This window comes from Pseudomonas sp. NEEL19, from assembly GCF_028751975.1.
GTDB lineage: Bacteria > Pseudomonadota > Gammaproteobacteria > Pseudomonadales > Pseudomonadaceae > Aquipseudomonas > Aquipseudomonas juntendi.
Map to the genome: position 1 here is coordinate 2,420,361 of NZ_CP081491.1, position 16,194 is coordinate 2,436,554.

The 16,194-nt window shown below is 65.0% G+C and carries 11 protein-coding genes and 2 pseudogenes; 5 read left to right on the plus strand and 8 right to left on the minus strand.

Annotation, left to right across the window (positions count from 1 at the left end; genetic code table 11):
- Positions 1–6: 6 nt before the first annotated feature.
- Positions 7–1,182 (minus strand): efflux RND transporter periplasmic adaptor subunit, encoded by a 1,176-nt coding sequence (locus K4A76_RS10890; protein ID WP_182388905.1) that lies wholly within the window; start codon positions 1,180–1,182, stop codon positions 7–9.
- Between the two features lie 209 nt (positions 1,183–1,391).
- Here K4A76_RS10890 and K4A76_RS10895 point away from each other — a divergent pair, with 209 nt between their 5' ends.
- From K4A76_RS10895 to ilvA, 4 genes and pseudogenes are all read left to right on the plus strand, one after another.
- Complete coding sequence (locus tag K4A76_RS10895; protein ID WP_274412152.1) at positions 1,392–2,093, plus strand: response regulator transcription factor; 702 nt, start codon at positions 1,392–1,394, stop codon at positions 2,091–2,093.
- Positions 2,094–2,099: 6 nt separating this feature from the next.
- Positions 2,100–3,398, plus strand: coding sequence for an ATP-binding protein (locus K4A76_RS10900; RefSeq protein ID WP_274412153.1), 1,299 nt, complete (start codon positions 2,100–2,102; stop codon positions 3,396–3,398).
- 79 nt (positions 3,399–3,477) lie between these two features.
- Positions 3,478–3,909: a PACE efflux transporter gene (locus K4A76_RS10905; protein ID WP_009686655.1), complete on the plus strand. Its 432-nt coding sequence runs from the start codon at positions 3,478–3,480 to the stop codon at positions 3,907–3,909.
- A 180-nt stretch (positions 3,910–4,089) separates the two neighbouring features.
- Positions 4,090–5,646, plus strand: a pseudogene (ilvA, locus tag K4A76_RS10910) (threonine ammonia-lyase, biosynthetic); the annotation flags it as partial.
- 46 nt (positions 5,647–5,692) lie between these two features.
- Here ilvA and K4A76_RS10915 read toward each other — a convergent pair.
- The 4 genes and pseudogenes from K4A76_RS10915 to K4A76_RS23880 all read right to left on the minus strand — a co-directional run.
- A complete protein-coding gene (locus tag K4A76_RS10915; protein WP_110679824.1) occupies positions 5,693–6,541 on the minus strand; it encodes an ABC transporter permease in 849 nt (282 codons plus the stop codon).
- On the minus strand, positions 6,538–7,554 hold the full coding sequence (locus K4A76_RS10920; RefSeq protein WP_274412154.1) for an ABC transporter substrate-binding protein: 1,017 nt from the start codon (positions 7,552–7,554) through the stop codon (positions 6,538–6,540). The genes K4A76_RS10915 and K4A76_RS10920 overlap by 4 nt, the downstream gene beginning before the upstream one ends.
- A gap of 80 nt (positions 7,555–7,634) precedes the next feature.
- On the minus strand, positions 7,635–8,390 hold the full coding sequence (locus tag K4A76_RS23875) for a methyl-accepting chemotaxis protein (RefSeq protein WP_443218424.1): 756 nt from the start codon (positions 8,388–8,390) through the stop codon (positions 7,635–7,637).
- A 150-nt stretch (positions 8,391–8,540) separates the two neighbouring features.
- Positions 8,541–9,779: pseudogene (locus K4A76_RS23880) on the minus strand (cache domain-containing protein); the annotation flags it as partial.
- A gap of 236 nt (positions 9,780–10,015) precedes the next feature.
- Between K4A76_RS23880 and K4A76_RS10930 the strand changes: the two are divergent.
- Entirely contained in the window at positions 10,016–11,335 is a 1,320-nt protein-coding gene (locus K4A76_RS10930) for a Na+/H+ antiporter family protein (protein WP_274412156.1), read from the plus strand.
- Positions 11,336–11,347: 12 nt separating this feature from the next.
- On the opposite strand, the gene K4A76_RS10935 is transcribed toward K4A76_RS10930, so the two are convergent.
- The 3 genes from K4A76_RS10935 to K4A76_RS10945 all read right to left on the minus strand — a co-directional run bounded on the left by K4A76_RS10935 (position 11,348) and on the right by K4A76_RS10945 (position 15,991).
- Complete coding sequence (locus tag K4A76_RS10935) at positions 11,348–12,355, minus strand: FecR family protein (protein ID WP_274412157.1); 1,008 nt, start codon at positions 12,353–12,355, stop codon at positions 11,348–11,350.
- A gap of 140 nt (positions 12,356–12,495) precedes the next feature.
- Complete coding sequence (locus K4A76_RS10940) at positions 12,496–14,265, minus strand: acyl-CoA dehydrogenase C-terminal domain-containing protein (protein WP_274412158.1); 1,770 nt, start codon at positions 14,263–14,265, stop codon at positions 12,496–12,498.
- Between the two features lie 103 nt (positions 14,266–14,368).
- Positions 14,369–15,991: an acyl-CoA synthetase gene (locus K4A76_RS10945; protein ID WP_009686666.1), complete on the minus strand. Its 1,623-nt coding sequence runs from the start codon at positions 15,989–15,991 to the stop codon at positions 14,369–14,371.
- Between the last annotated feature and the right edge of the window lie 203 nt (positions 15,992–16,194).

Sequence of the window (16,194 nt, forward strand, 5' to 3'; positions counted from 1 at the left end):
AGGCCCTCACTGGCCGTTGTGCTGTGCGATGGGCGGCGTTTGTGGGCTGGGGTCGACCTGCACCTGGTCGCCGGCCTTGACGTGCTGCAGGCCCTCGATGACCACGCGCTCACCAGCGGCCAGGCCGGCGCTGACGATCCAGCGGTCGCCCTGGGTATTGCCCAGCACCACCTCGCGCTCGCTCACCCGCGCCTGCGGGTCGACCACCAGTACCTTGGGCACCCCGGCGCTGTCACGCAGGATGGCGCGCTGCGGCACACTCAGGCCATGGGGTTGCACGGCCTGCTCGAGGCGCACGCGCACGTAGCTGCCGGGCAACAGGTCCAGGTCCGGGTTGGGGAACTCGCTGCGCAGGGTGATCTGGTTGGTGCTGGGGTCGACGCTGATGTCGGAGAACAGCAATTTGCCCGGCAGTGGGTAGGCGCTGCCGTCGTCCTGGATCAGCGTCGCCCGGGCCTGACCGTCGCCCACCTGCTGCAGCTCGCCCGCGCGCAAGGCGCGGCGCAGGGCATTGAGCTCGCGGGTGGATTGGGTGACATCGGCGTGGATCGGGTCCAGTTGCTGAATGGTCGCCAGCGGGGTGCTCTCGTTTTGCCCGACCAGCGCGCCTTCTGTGACCTGGGCACGGCCAATGCGCCCGGAGATGGGCGCGGTGACCGTGGCATAGCCGAGATTGAGGCGGGCGCGCGCCAGTGCCGCCTTGGCTTCGGCTACGGCGGCATCCGCCTGCAGCAGGCTGGCCTTGGCATTGTCGTATTCCTGGCGGCTGACCGCCTTGTCGTCAACCAGCTGGCGGTAGCGCTGCTCTTGCAGGCGGGCCTGGTAGCGAGTGGCTTCGGCCTTGGCCAAGGTTGCGCGGGCACTGTCGTGGTCGGCTTTGAACGGCGCCGGGTCGATCAGGAACAGCACATCGCCTTGCTTGACGTCACTGCCTTCGCGGTACACCCGCTTGAGCACAACGCCGGCGACCCGCGCGCGCACTTCTGCGGTACGCGGGGCCAGGATGCGGCCACTGAGTTCGCTGCTGATGGCCAAGGGCTGCAGTTGCAGGGTTTCCACCCGTACTTGCGGGGTGGGCGCCTGTTCGTCTTGCTCGGCGCTGTTGCCGCAGCCGGCCAGGGACAGGCTCAGAAACGCCAGAAGCGCCACTGGGCGCAGGCGAAGGGAGAGGGTAGTAGGCATGCGGATCTTCCGATGATGACCGGGTATATGCTACGGCAGGCATTGCTGGGCGGCTGTTAATACCTGTAGGGCGAGTGTGAAAAAATGTAAAGAACAAGCCTGTGGTGTTGCAGTGTTCTATATCCTGAGTATTCCTGTGCCGGCCTCTTCGCGGGCAAGCCCGCGAAGAGGCCGGCAAGGTCCAACACAACCTAGATTCCCAAGCACCTATGCCGAATATTCTCCTGGTCGAAGACGACAGCGCCCTGTCCGAGCTGATTGCCAGCTACCTGCAACGCAACGACTTCCATGTCCAGGTGATCGCCCGCGGCGATCATGTGCTGGACGATTACCGCCGGCAAAAGCCCGATCTGGTCATTCTCGACCTGATGCTGCCGGGCCTCGATGGCCTGCAGGTCTGCCGCCTGTTGCGCCAGGAATCGCAAGGCTTGCCGATCCTGATGCTGACCGCCCGTGACGACAGCCACGACCAGGTACTCGGCCTGGAAATGGGCGCCGACGACTATGTGAGCAAACCCTGCGAGCCCCGTGTGCTGCTGGCGCGGGTGCGTACCTTGCTGCGCCGCAGCAGTGTCAACGAGCCACGGCTGGACCACGACCTGATCGTGATCGGCGGCCTGCGCATCGACCTGGCCGAGCGCACGGTCAGCTGGCGCGGCGACGAAGTGGAGTTGTCCAGCGGCGAGTACAACCTGTTGGTGGTGCTGGCGCGCAACGCCGGCGAAGTGCTGAACCGCGACCGCATCCTGCAGCAACTGCGGGGCATCGAATTCAATGGTACCGACCGCTCGGTGGACGTGGCCATTTCCAAGCTGCGGCGCAAGTTCGACGACAACGCCGGTGAAGCGCGCAAGATCAAGACCGTATGGGGCAAGGGCTATCTGTTCAGCCGCGTCGAGTGGGAGTGCTGACCGGCCATGCTCAAGATCCTGGTGCGGCTGTACCTGGTGATCATCATTGCCTATGCCGGTGCGCTGCTGCTTATCCCCGACAGTATCGTCGGTCTGTTCCATGAACGGTTCATGGCCTACAACCTGGCCCAGGCCAAGGGTGTGCAGTCGATGGTCGTGCGCCAGTTCCGCCAGGCGCCGCGCGAGCAGTGGCCAGCGGTAGCGCAGGAGCTGGCCGGTGATTTCGCACCGCTGCAACTGCGGCTGTTGCCCATGGACCAGGCGGGCCTGAGCGACCAGGAGCAGGCGCGCCTGGCGCAGGGGCTGCACGCGGTACGCATTGGCGAGTGGGGCTATTACGAAACCGTGCTGGCCCCCCTGGACAAACAGTGGCTGGTAGAGCTGCATTCGCCGCCCGACCCGTTCGACATCAACGTATTGTCCTGGGGGGTGACCGTCTTGATCGGTGCCGCCATGCTCGGCTGCCTGCTGCTGTGGGTGTGGCCGCACTGGCGGGACCTGGAGCGCCTGAAGGAAACCGCACGGCGCCTGGGCCAGGGGCACATGGCCGAGCGTACGCACATTTCGCCGCACTCCAACATCGGTGAGCTGGCCGGGGTGTTCGACACCATGGCCAGCGACCTTGAGCGGCACGTCAACCAGCAACGCGAGCTGCTCAATGCGGTGTCGCACGAGCTGCGTACGCCGTTGACCCGGCTCGACTTCGGCCTGGTGCTGTTGTTCGACGAAGTGCCGCCAGCCAGCCGCAAGCGCTTGCTGGAACTGGTCGGCCATGTGCGCGAGCTGGATGAGCTGGTGCTGGAGTTGTTGTCGTACAGCCGGCTGTACAACGCCGATCAGGCCCGCGAGCGGGTCGAGGTGTCGTTGCTGGAACTGGTCGACAGCGTGCTGGGCGGCTTCGCCGAGGAGCTCGATGGCCGTGGCATCCAGTGGGAAGTTCGCGCCGAAGCCGAGCTACCCCGCTTTGTGCTCGACCCGCGGCTCACCGCCCGGGCCGTGCAGAATCTGGTGCGCAATGCCATGCGTTACTGTGACCAAAGCCTGTTGCTGCGCTTGTGCCTGGACCAGGACGGCGCGTGCCTGCTGACGGTGGAAGACGACGGTATCGGCATTCCGGCAGCGGAGCGGGAGCGGATCTTCCAGCCGTTCTACCGGCTGGACCGCAGCCGTGACCGGAACACCGGTGGTTTTGGCCTGGGCTTGGCGATCAGCCGGCGTGCGATCGAGGGCCAGGGCGGTACGTTGACTGTCGCACAGTCGGCGCTGGGCGGGGCGCAGTTCCGCATCCGCTTGCCTGCCCGTTAGCAGGCGGCAGGGGCGTACAGGCTTTTTCTTCTCGGCCAGTTCTTGTAGGTTTACAGTTCTTCAAGCCAGGGAGCTGAACATGCAAGGCAAGGCACGCAAGATCGTCCAGGCCATTCTTTACGAGGCCATCGCCGTCGCCTGCGTGGCCCCGGCACTGGCGTTGGCGTTCGGCGCCGGCATGGCGCAATCCACGGTGCTGTCGGTGCTGATGTCAGGCATCGCCATGAGCTGGAACATGGGTTACAACTGGGTGTTCGAGCGCTGGGAGGCGCGCCAGCAGCGGCGTGAACGTACGTTCACCCGGCGCCTGCTGCACGCCTTGGGCTTCGAGGGTGGGTTGGTGCTGATCCTGCTGCCGCTGGTGGCCTACTGGCTGAACGTCAGTCTGTGGGCGGCGCTGCTCACCAACCTGGCATTGTTCGTGTTCTTCTTCGTCTACGCCTTCGTGTTCCAGTGGGGCTTCGACAAAGTGTTCGATGTGCCGCTGTCGGCGCAGCAAGCCAAGTGTTGACGTGGGCCTGCGCGGCAGGCTAAGTTCCTGGCCTATGAACACCTACCTGCACGTGAACGCCATCATTATTACCGCCATTATCAGCTTGGCGGGCTAGCGCGTACGTGCACCGAACCCGCCCTGGAGGCGGGTTTTTTCTCTCTGACTCCTGGGCAACGTAAAAAAGCCAAGGAGTCATCGATGACCAGCTTCAGCACCCCCCGTACCCCAGCAACCCCCCAGCAACTGCTGTCGGAGCATGTGCGGCGCATTCTTGCCGCGCCGGTGTACGACCTGGCTATCGAAACGCCGCTGCAAGCTGCCCCGGCCTTGTCTGCCCGCCTGGGTAACCAGGTGTTGCTCAAGCGTGAAGACCTGCAGCCGACTTTCTCGTTCAAGATCCGCGGTGCCTACACCCGCCTGTCGCGGCTTGGCACCGCGCAACGCGAGCGCGGGGTCATCACGGCGTCGGCGGGCAACCATGCCCAGGGCGTGGCCCTGGCAGCTGCGCACCTGGGCATGAAGGCCACCATCGTCATGCCCACCACCACACCGTCGTTGAAGGTGGAGGGGGTGCGCTCACGCGGTGGCCATGTGGTGTTGCACGGCGAGAGCTTCCCGCATGCCCTGGCCCATGCCTTGAAACTGGCCGACCAGGCCGGCGCCACCTTCGTGCCGCCGTTCGATGACCCCGATGTCATCGCTGGCCAGGGTACGGTGGCCATGGAAATACTGCGCCAGCACCCGGGTGCGCTGGACGCCATCTTCGTGCCGGTGGGCGGCGGTGGCCTGATCGCGGGTATCGCCGCCTACGTGAAGTACCTGCGCCCCGAGGTAAAAGTGATCGGCGTCGAGCCGGACGACTCCAATTGCCTGCAAGCGGCCATGGCAGCGGGGGAGCGGGTGGTCCTGCCGCAGGTGGGCAGCTTTGCCGATGGGGTGGCGGTGGCGCAGGTCGGCGCGCATTGTTTCGAGCTGTGCCGGCACTTCGTCGACGAGGTGCTGACGGTGAGCAGTGACGAGCTGTGCGCGGCGATCAAGGATATCTACGATGACACCCGTTCCATCACCGAGCCTTCCGGCGCATTGGCGGTGGCCGGGATCAAGCAGTATGTGGCGCAGCACGGTGCACAAGGGCAGACCCTGGTGGCGATCGATTCTGGCGCCAACGTCAACTTCGACCGTTTGCGCCATGTGGCCGAGCGGGCCGAACTGGGCGAGCAGCGCGAGGCAATCATTGCAGTGACCATCCCGGAGCAACCCGGCAGCTTCCGTGCGTTCTGCCAGGCACTGGGCAAACGCCAGATCACCGAGTTCAACTACCGCTACTACCCCGGCCAGCAGGCGCGCCTGTTCGTCGGGGTGCAGACCCACCCGGTGCACGACCCGCGCAAGCAACTGCTGGCCAGCCTGGCTGGGCAGGGTTACGCCGTACAGGACTTGACCGACAACGAGTTGGCCAAGTTGCATGTGCGCCATACCGTGGGCGGTCATGCCGCCCCGGGGGCTACTGAGCGGGTGCTGCGCTTCGAGTTCCCGGAACGGCCAGGGGCGTTGCTGGGTTTTCTGGAGCGCTTGGGCAAGCACTGGAACATCAGCCTGTTCCATTACCGCAACCATGGCGCGGCCCAGGCCCGGGTGCTCGCCGCCCTGGAAGTGCCGGCGCAAGAGCTGGCGGGCTTGCCGACGGCGCTGGATGCCATGGGCTACCAGTACTGGGATGAGACCGACAACCCGGCCTACACACTGTTCCTGGGCTGTGCCGGGTCGGCGGGTACGCGGTCAAGCGGACCCGCCGGGCCGTTCAGCGTGCACCGCGCCCGTAGGCCTGGCTGATGCGGTCGATGACCATGGCCAGGGCGACGATCGCCAGCCCGGCTTCCACACCCTGGCCGACGTTCAAGGTCTGGATACCGGCCAGCACATCCTCACCCAAGCCGCGCGCGCCGATCATCGACGCCACCACCACCATCGACAAGGCCATCATCACCGACTGGTTCAGCCCGGCCATGATGCTGGGCAGCGCCAGCGGCAGGGCTATACGCCGCAACCGCTGCCAGCGGCTGGCGCCCAGCCCATGGGCGGCCTTCAGCAACGACGGGTCGATCTGGCTCAGGCCCAGCTGGGTCAGGCGCACCAAGGGTGGCAGGGCGTAGATCAGGGTGGCGAATACTGCCGGCACCTTGCCCAGCCCAAACAGCATCAGCACCGGGATCAGGTACACGAACGCCGGCAGTGTCTGCATCACATCCAGAACCGGCAGCAACAACCGCCTGGCCAGTGGCCGGGCGGCCAGCAGGATGCCCAGCGGTACGCCAACCAGTACGCACAAACCCGTACTCACCAGCACCAAGGCCAGGGTCTGCAGCAGTTTGTCCCACAGCCCGAGCATGCCGATCAGCGCCAGCAGGGCTACCAGCACCACGCTGCGCAACAGGCTGCGGCTGGCGTGCCAGGCCAGCAGGCCGACCATCGCCAGCAGCAGCCACCAAGGCACCAGGCGCAGCAGGTTCTCCAGCCCGACCAGCACCTGCAGCAACTGGTCCGACACGTTGCGCAAGTGGTCGCCGTAGTGCAACACCAACCAGTCGACCACGCGGTTGACGCTGTCAGCGATGGAAAACTGCAAGGCTTGAGGGAAACCGCCGCTCACAGGCTAGCCTCGACCTTGGCCGCGATATCGGCGGGCAGCCAGGCCATCCATACCTCGCGGTTATCGCGCAGGAAGGCCAGCGCGGCCTCGCGCGGTGGTGTGCGCTTTTCACTCATGTTCGCCAGCGCCTGGTTCAGGCGCTGGATTGGCAAGTCGACCTGCTCGAAGACGCGCACAAGGTCCGGGTAGCCATCGCGAAACGCCTTGGACACCCCGATCGACAATTTCGCCGGAAGTGACTGGCTGCCTTGGGGGTTGGGGTTGCTTGCATCGGTTAGGGTGGCCCAGGCGTTGGCATCGAACGGGGGTTCTTGCAGGCGTACGAGCTTGTAACGGCCCATGAGTGGGGTAGGGTTCCAGTAGTAGAACAGCACGGGCTGTCTACGGCGGATGGCCGAGGTGATTTCAGCATCCATGGCGGCACCTGAGCCACTGCGGAAGTTGGTGTACAGCTCATTCAAACCGTAGGCCTTGAGCTTCTGGCTGTTCACGGTTTCGGAGGTCCAGCCGCTGGGGCTGTTGAGGAACCGGCCTTTGCCGGGCGACTCGGGGTCGCTAAACACCTGCGGGTAGCGCTTGAGGTCCTGGACTTGGCGCAGCTCGGGGGCACTGGGCTTGATGCCACGGGCAGGATCACCCTCGATCACATAGGCCGGCACCCACCAGCCCTCTTCGGCATTTTTTACCGTGTCGCCCAGGGCGAATACCTGGCCGGCCTGCTCGGCCTTGACCCAGGCGGGGCTGCGCCCGGCCCACTCCTCGGCGATGACCTGAAGGTCGTTACGTGCCAGCGCCACCTCCATGCTGACCGTGCTGCCGGGCAGGGTTTCGGTGGGGTAGCCGTAGCCGCGCTCGACAATCAGCCGCAATATCTCGGTGGTGAGTGCGCCGCTTTCCCAGCCGATGGCGCCGAAATGAATGGGGGCGGGCTGGTCGGCCGCTGCTGCGCTATCGGTGCTGGCCAGGCCAACCGTCAGCAGCAGCCCGGCCAGGAGCGCGGGGATTGTTTTCATGTGCACCTCGTCGTCGACAGTGCGGCAAGTGTAGACGACGAGGTTGGGCTGCCCTGGGGGCCACTGGCGCCCCCAATGCTTCAGACGCGGAACTGGTCCATCAGCGCCTGCTGCTGGTTGGCCAGGCTGTTCAGCGACTGGCTGACCCGGGCCGACTCATTGGCCTGGCCGGACAGTGATTCGGTCACGTCACGAATGGTGGCCACGTTGCTGTTGATTTCCTCGGCCACCGCGCTTTGTTCCTCGGCGGCCGAGGCAATCTGCAGGTTCATGTCGGTGATCACCGTTACCGCCTGGCCGATGCGCTGCAGCGCGGTCACCGCCTGGCCGACCTGCTCGACACCGCCCTGCGCCTGGCGGTGGCTCTGGTCCATGGCGCCGACCACTTCGCGGGTGCCGTTCTGCAGCGCCTCGATCACCTGGCGGGTTTCTTCCACCGACGCCTGGGTGCGTTGGGCCAGGTTGCGCACCTCGTCCGCGACCACGGCAAAGCCCCGGCCGGCCTCGCCGGCGCGCGCTGCCTCGATGGCGGCGTTGAGCGCCAGCAGGTTGGTCTGTTCGGCAATCGAGCGGATCACTTCCAGCACCGAACCGATCTTCTCGCTGTTCTGTGCCAGGCCCTCGACCTCGGCCATGGCATCGCTCATGTTGGCGGCCAGGGCGTCGATGCTGCTGGTGGTCCGATCGATCACCGCCAGGCCTTCACGGGTGGCCTGGTCGGCATCGCGTGCCGCCTGGGCCGCCTGGGCAGCGCTGCGTGCCACATCCTGGGCGGTGGCGCTCATTTCGTGCGAAGCGGTGGCTACCTGGTCGACCTGGCGGTACTGCTGCTCCATGCCGGCGCTGGTTTCAGTCGCGATCGCCGAAGACTGGTCGGCGGTACCCCGGGCGGCCTGCACCGAGCGTTTCACCTCGGCGATGGTCGGTTGCAGCTTGTCGAGAAAACGGTTGAACCAGCCGGCCAGTTCACCGAGTTCGTCCTGCTTCTGGTAAGCCAGGCGCCTGGTGAGGTCACCTTCACCGCTGGCGATATCCTTGAGCATGGCGGCCACGCCAAGAATCGGCCGGGTGACCCCGCGCGCCATCAGCCATACCAGCAGCAGGCCGGCGATCGCGGCAGCCAGGCCCAGGCCGAGTTCCAGCAAGGTTCCGCTGGTGTTCAGTGTGTCCAGTTCCTGCTTCAGTGCTTCAGCGGGGCCGGTCAGGGCATTTTCCGGCACATCCAGCAACACGCCCCAGGGCTGGGCATGAGGGATTGGCCGGAACGCGGCCAGCACTTTCAGGCGCTGCTGGTCATGCAGAATGCTCAGCTTGCCAGCGGCCAGCCTGCGCACCAGTTCGGCGCCATGGGCGGGGTCGACCTGGTCGACGCGCTGGGCCAGCTTGCTGGCGTCGGCGCTGTAGCCGGCCAGCAGGCCGACCGGGCTGAGAATGCCGACCCGGGTGCGGCCCTCGTACAGGTTGCGGCTGGCCTCTTCGCTGAGTGCCTGCAGGCTGTTGAGGTTGATGTCGATGGACAGCGTGGCGATGATCTTGCCATTGACCGTCAGCGGGAAAACGATACTGGTCATCAGCACTTGCTGGCCGTCGATGGCATAGAAGTACGGCTCCACCACACACACCTTGCCGGTAGTGCGCGGGCATACCCACCAGGTGTTGGCCGGCTGGCCACTGGGGCCGATCTCGGTGTTGGCCATGTCATGTTCAGGCAGTGCCATGGCCGTCAGCTGGCCGGCACGCGGCTGCGACCAGTACAAGGCGAAGCGCCCGGTCTCGTTGCTGCCCAGTTCCGGTTTGTCGGCGAACAGGTTGTCCTTGTTGTCCAGTGCATTGGGCTCGAACACCAGCGACAGGCCAAGCAGGTCGGGGTTGGCCTGCAAGGCGGCGCGTACCTGGCGCGTCATGTCCTCGCGCAGGTCGAAGGCATCGAGAAAGCGCTTTTCGGCCTGTTCGCGCAGGAACAGCACCTGGCGGGCGAAACCGGCACCGTACTGGTACGCGTCCATGAACTGGCGGCGGATGTTCAACGCCTGTACTTCACCTTGCGACTCGATGCGCGACTGCGCCGCCTCGGTCAACATCTGCATGCTGCTGGCCTTGACCAGGTCCGAGCTGTGGTCCATGCGGTACAGCGACAGGCCGACGAGCAGGGTGACGATGCTGGCCAGGCAAAGGCCGGCGAGCAGAGTGATCTTCCACTGGATGGAGAGTTGTCGCAAAGGCATGGGGCGGTTCCCTTTTTTAATGCAGTAAGGGTTATGGCTTTGGGCAGGGTGGGCAGGTCGTGGGGCAGGCAAGTGGCCCCAACATCATCGTATCGGCGCTGTAGGATTTTTCTTTATTCAAACATTCAATTTAAATTTGTCGCCTGTGAAATCCGCCGCAACCTGGCAATTTTGACATCTGCCGCCCACTGCTTCAGAGTTCGCGCTTTTTTCTGTCGTAAAGAGGTAAGCCCACCATGAATGCAGTGATCGCCGCGGTCGGCATCATGCTGATACTCAGCCTGTCCCGCGTGCACGTGGTCATCGCCCTGATCATTGGCGCCCTCGTCGGCGGCCTGACCGGTGGCCTGGGAATGGAAGGCACACTCAAGGCCTTCAACGGCGGCCTCGGTGGTGGGGCCACGGTGGCCTTGTCCTATGCATTGCTGGGCGCCTTTGCCGTGGCGATCGCCAAGTCCGGCCTGGCCCATGCCCTGGCCGACCGCGCCCTGGCCATGATCGACCGCCAGGGCCATGCCAATGCTGGCAAGCTCAAGTGGCTGATGATCGGCCTGATGCTGGCGGTGGCGGTGTCGTCGCAGAACATCCTGCCCATTCACATCGCCTTCATCCCGCTGCTGGTGCCGCCGCTGCTGTATGTGCTGACCCGCCTGCGCATCGACCGGCGGCTCATCGCCTGCGTGATCACCTTCGGCCTGATTACCCCCTACATGTTCCTGCCGGTGGGCTTTGGCAACATTTTCCTCAACGAAATCCTGTTGGCCAACGTGGCCCGCGCCGGTGTCGACGTGAGCGGCGTCAATGTCACCCACGCCATGGCGATCCCGGCTGCCGGCATGCTTGTCGGCCTGTTGTTGGCCGTGTTCGTCAGCTACCGCAAGAAACGCGACTACAACCTGGCACGCATTGCCCAGGTGGAGCAGGTGAGCGTGCAGTACAACCCGGTGACGCTGCTGGTGGCCGGGCTGGCGATTGCGGCGGCGTTCATCGTGCAACTGCTGCTCGATTCGATGATCATCGGCGCCATGGTCGGCTTTCTGATCTTCTCGTTGTCGGGCATCGTCAAGTGGCGCGACACCGACGACCTGTTCACCGAGGGCATGAAGATGATGGCCATGATCGGCTTCATCATGATCGCCGCCTCGGGCTTTGCCGAGGTGATGAAGGCCACGGGCGAGGTGAACAGCCTGGTGCAGGCTTCGGCGCAGTGGATCGACCGCAGCAAGGGCGTAGGTGCCTTGCTGATGCTGCTGGTGGGGCTGCTGGTGACCATGGGCATCGGTTCGTCGTTTTCCACCGTGCCGATCCTGGCTGCGATCTTCGTACCACTGTGCGTCCAACTGGGCTTCGACCCGCTGGCCACGGTATGCATCGTCGGCACTGCCGGTGCCCTGGGTGATGCTGGCTCGCCGGCGTCGGACTCCACCCTGGGCCCGACCTCCGGGCTCAACGTGGATGGCCAGCACCACCACATCTGGGACACCGTGATCCCTACCTTCATCCATTACAACCTGCCGTTGCTGGCGTTCGGCTGGCTGGCGGCCATGACCTTGTAGGCGGGGCGGGCGTCAGCCTTTGCCAGGCGGCGGCGAAATGCGGTTGAGCACGGTGCTGCCGTCCTTGCTGCGGGTCAGGTAGACCGGCAGCACCTTGGGCAGGTTGTTGACCAGGCGCTCCACCTCGCGGGTATTGTAGACACCGCTGATGCGGATGCGCCCGGTGCTGGCATCGGCCAGCCGCAACGGCGCGTCGAGGTAGCGGTTGATCACCGGTAGTGCCTGTTCCAGGCTGAGGTTGTCGAGCACCAGCTTGCCGCTGCGCCAGGCCAGGCTATTGCCGACGTCGCCGCTCTGTTCCAGTTGCGGTTCGAAGTCGCCCTTGTGGTAGCTGGCCTGCATGCCAGGGCCAAGGCGATAGCCGCCGGCGCTGCCGTCGCTGGAGACCAGCACCGAACCTTCCAGCAACGTGACCTTGACCTGATCACGATACTTCCACACGTTGAACTGGGTGCCGGTCACGCGCGTCTGCCCGCGGCCGGCGCGCACAATGAACGGGTGGCTGCTGTCGTGCCAGACCTTGAAGAACGCTTCGCCACGCTTGAGTGTGACCTGGCGCTGGTCCTTGTAATTGAGGAAGGTCAGCTCGCTGTGCAGGTTGAGTTGCACCTGGCTGCCGTCGCTCAGGACCACGCTCTGCATGTGGTCAGTCGCTTCGAAGTGCTGGTAGCGATTGGGCAACCAACCCTGTTCCCAGCCGAACCAGCCCGCCAGTGGCAGCACGGCCAGGGCGATGGCGGCGGCAGAAGCCAGGGGCCGCCAGTTACGCCGGCGCCTGATGGCGATGGCCGCTGGGTTGACGTCCATGATCGTGGCGGTGCGCGGCAGCAGGTCGGCGGTTTGCCAGATTTCCAGCATGGCCTGGTATTCATCGGCATGCCTGGGGTCGGCCGTCTGCCAACGCAGGAATGCCTCGCGCTCGGCCGCCGTGCAATCGTCTGCATGCAAGCGCATGCACCAATGCGCGGCGGCGTCGGTGATCGCATCGTCAGGGGTGGGCTTGAGGCGGTCTTGGTTCATTGCGGCTCCGGGTTTTGCGCATTCTACCCTTGCGCATGGGCCCCGGAGAACCTGGGTAATGGCGAATGACTATCAGTTGTGCCGGTTTTCCGCTGGAATTGCAACGGTTTTGAGCGTTTGAGAACCTTTCGCGCCCGCCGTCAGAACTGCGCTGCTGCCAGCCCGTACAGGCTGGCACTGCCTGCACGAATGCTGGCCTCCAGTGCCAACTCGCGCGGCAACACGCGCTGGAAGAAAAAGTCTGCACAGGCCAGCTTGGCGCCGTAAAACCCGCTGTCTTCATGCTGTTTGGCCAACGCCACCGCCGCCATGCGTGCCCACATATAGGCATACGCGGTGAGCCCGAACAGCTGCAGGTACTCCACCGCCACCGCACTGACCAGGTTCGCGTCTTCAGTGGCGCGTGCCTGCAACCACGCGCTGGTGGCCTCCAGCCGTGTCAGGCTTGCCTGCAAGGCTGCCCGGTGCAGTGGGGCTTCCAGGCTGAACGCCCGTACCTCGGCGGCGAAGCTGGCCAGTGCCTGGCCGCCGTCAGCCAGCACCTTGCGCCCCAGCAAGTCGAGTGCCTGGATGCCGTTGGTGCCTTCGTAGATCTGCGCGATGCGCACATCCCGTACCCGTTGCTCCTGGCCCCATTCGCGAATGTAGCCGTGGCCACCGTACACCTGCTGGCCGAGCACGCAGCTTTCCAGGCCGTTGTCGGTGAAGAACGCCTTGGCCACCGGGGTCAACAGCGCCACCATGCGCTGGGCCTGCTCGCGCTCACTGCCAGCTTCGGCATAGCGCGCCAGGTCGAGCTGCTGGCCCACATAGGTGGCAAACGCCCGGCCCCCTTCGGTGAGGGTGCGCATGGTCAGCAGCATGCGCCGCACATCGCCGTGGTGGATGATCGGGTCGGCGGCCTTGTCCCGCAGCTGCGGGCCCATGGCGGCGCGGCTCTGCAGGCGCTCGTTGGCGTAGCGGGCAGCCGCCTGGTACGACGCTTCGGCACAGCCGATGCCCTGGATGCCGATCGACAGGCGTTCATAGTTCATCATGGTGAACATGGCCGCTAGGCCCTTGTTCGGGGCGCCCACCAGATAACCCGTGGCTGCGTCGAAATTCATCACGCAGGTGGCCGAGGCCTTGATGCCCATCTTGTGTTCGATCGAGCCGCAGTGGGCAGCATTGCGCTCGCCCAGCCGGCCATTGGCGTCAACCAGGTACTTGGGCACCAGGAACAACGAGATGCCCTTGGCACCGGCGGGCGCATCGGGCAGCTTGGCCAGCACCAGGTGGATGATGTTTTCGGTCAGGTCCTGCTCGCCGCCGGTGATGAAAATCTTGCTGCCGGTGATGCGGTAGCTGCCGTCGGCCTGGGCTTCGGCGCGGCTGCGGATCAACCCCAGGTCGGTGCCGGCATGCGGCTCGGTCAGGCACATGGTGCCGGCCCAGCGCCCTTGGTAGAGGGGCGGCAGGTAAGTGGCCTTGAGCGCCTCGCTGGCGTGCGCATCGATCGCCAGGCAACTGCCAGCGCTCAGCGCCGAATACAAGCTGAAGCTGCAGTCGGCAGCGTAGAGCATCTCTTCGAACAGCACCCCCAGCATCTTCGGCATGCCCATGCCGCCATAGGCCGGGTTGCCGCCCAGGCCGACCCAGCCGCCCTCGCGGTAGGTGTTCCACGCCTCGCGGAAGCCATCGGGCGTCGTGACGCTGCCGGCGTCGAAACGCACGCCTTGCTCGTCACCCGGGCGGCTGAGCGGGGCGATCAGCTGGCTGCTGACCTTGGCCGCTTCTTCCAGAACGGCGTCGGCAGTGTCGGCGTCTATGTGCTCGGCCAGGGCCGGCAGGCGCGCCCACAGGGCCGGGGCGTTGAATACATCGTGCAGTACGAAGCGCATGTCGCGCAGGGGGGCAGTGTAGGTGGTCATTGGCGGCTCTTGAAAAATGGTACATCAGGGTTGGCCCTTCGCGGCTGATCCCGCTTGCGCAACAGCGGGCGCAGGTGGGTCAAGCCGCAACAGGCCCCATGGGTCAGAGGGTTCTGGCGCGGTCGCGCAGCAAGTACTTCTGGATCTTGCCGGTGGAGGTCTTGGGCAGCTCGCCGAACACCACCGTCTTCGGCACCTTGAACCCGGCCAGGTGCTCGCGGCACCAGCTGCTGATGTCGGCTTCGCGCGTGTCTTCGCGGCCGGGCTTGAGGGCGACGAAGGCGCACGGGGTTTCGCCCCATTTTTCGTCCGGGCGGGCCACCACGGCGGCCTCCAGCACTGCCGGGTGCTTGTACAGTGCGTCCTCGACTTCGATGGTGGAGATGTTCTCGCCGCCGGAAATGATGATGTCCTTGAGCCGGTCCTTGATCTCCACATAGCCATCGGCGTGCCACACGGCCAGGTCGCCGGTATGGAACCAGCCCCCACGGAAGGCTTCAGCGGTAGCTTCCGGGTTTTTCAGGTAGCCCTTCATCACGGTATTACCGCGCATGAAGATCTCGCCCAGGGTGTTGCCATCGCGCGGCACGGGTTCGAGGCTTTGCGGGTCCGCGACCATCAGCCCGTCGAGGGTGGGGTAGCGTACCCCCTGGCGGGCCTTGATTTGCGCACGCTCTTCCAGCGTCAGCGCATCCCATTCCTCGTGCCAGGCGCACACGGTCACCGGGCCGTAGACCTCGGTCAGGCCATAGGTGTGGGTCACCTTGATGCCCATTTGCTCGACGGCACCAATGACCTTGGCCGGGGGCGCTGCGCCGGCAACCATCGCCTGCACCGGGTGCTCGATGGCAGCCTTGGCTGCCTCGGGCATGTTGACCAGGGCATTGAGTACGATCGGCGCACCGCACAGGTGGCTGACCCGGTGTTCGCGGATCAGGTTCAGGACCTTTTGCGGGTCGACCCGGCGCAGGAACACGTGGGTGCCGGCCAGGGCTGTGATGGTCCAGGGGTAGCACCAGCCGTTGCAGTGGAACATCGGCAAGGTCCACAGGTACACCGGGCGATGGCCCATGGCCCAGGTCATCTGGTTGCCAATGGCGTTCAGGTACGCGCCACGGTGGTGATAGACCACGCCCTTGGGGTTGCCGGTAGTGCCGGAGGTGTAATTCAGCGAAATGGCCTGCCACTCGTCATCCGGCCAGTCCCAGGCAAACGCCGGGTCGCCCTCGGCAAGCAGGGCTTCATAGTCCAACGTGCTGACTGCGCGGCCCTCACCGTATTCCGGGTCATCCACATCCACCACCAGTGGCGGGTGCTCGAGCAGGGCCAGGGCGGCTGCGATGACCGTGTGGAATTCGCGGTCGGTGATCAGCACCTTGGCTTCGCCATGCTGCAGCATGAAGGCAATGGCCTCGGCGTCCAGGCGCACATTCAGGGTATTGAGTACGGCACCGGTCATCGGCACGCCGAAATGCGCTTCGAGCATGGCCGGGATATTCGGCAGCATGACCGCTACCGTGTCGCCACGGCCAATGCCGCGGCCGACCAGGGCGCTGGCCAGGCGTCGGCAGCGTTGGTAGGTTTCCTGCCAGTTACGGCGGATGGCACCGTGAATGACCGCGGGATAGTCGCCGTACACGGCGGCGGTGCGCTCGATGAAACTCAGCGGGGTGAGGGCGACATGGTTGACGGCAGCGGGCTGCAGGCCCTGGGCATAGATCGACATGCGGTAGTCCTGTAAGGGAGGCAGGCGCAGCGGCTGCTGCCTGGCCCCCGGTGGCTGATTGTTAGCTCTGTTCAGGGTGCACAGGGAGGCGCACGGTGGGGCGCTCCCTCTGTCGCATTTTTACGCGAATGGCTATGGTAATAGGAATATCGACTATAGCAATATAGTAGAAATACTAGATAGGAGCCCTTCAACGTGGATCA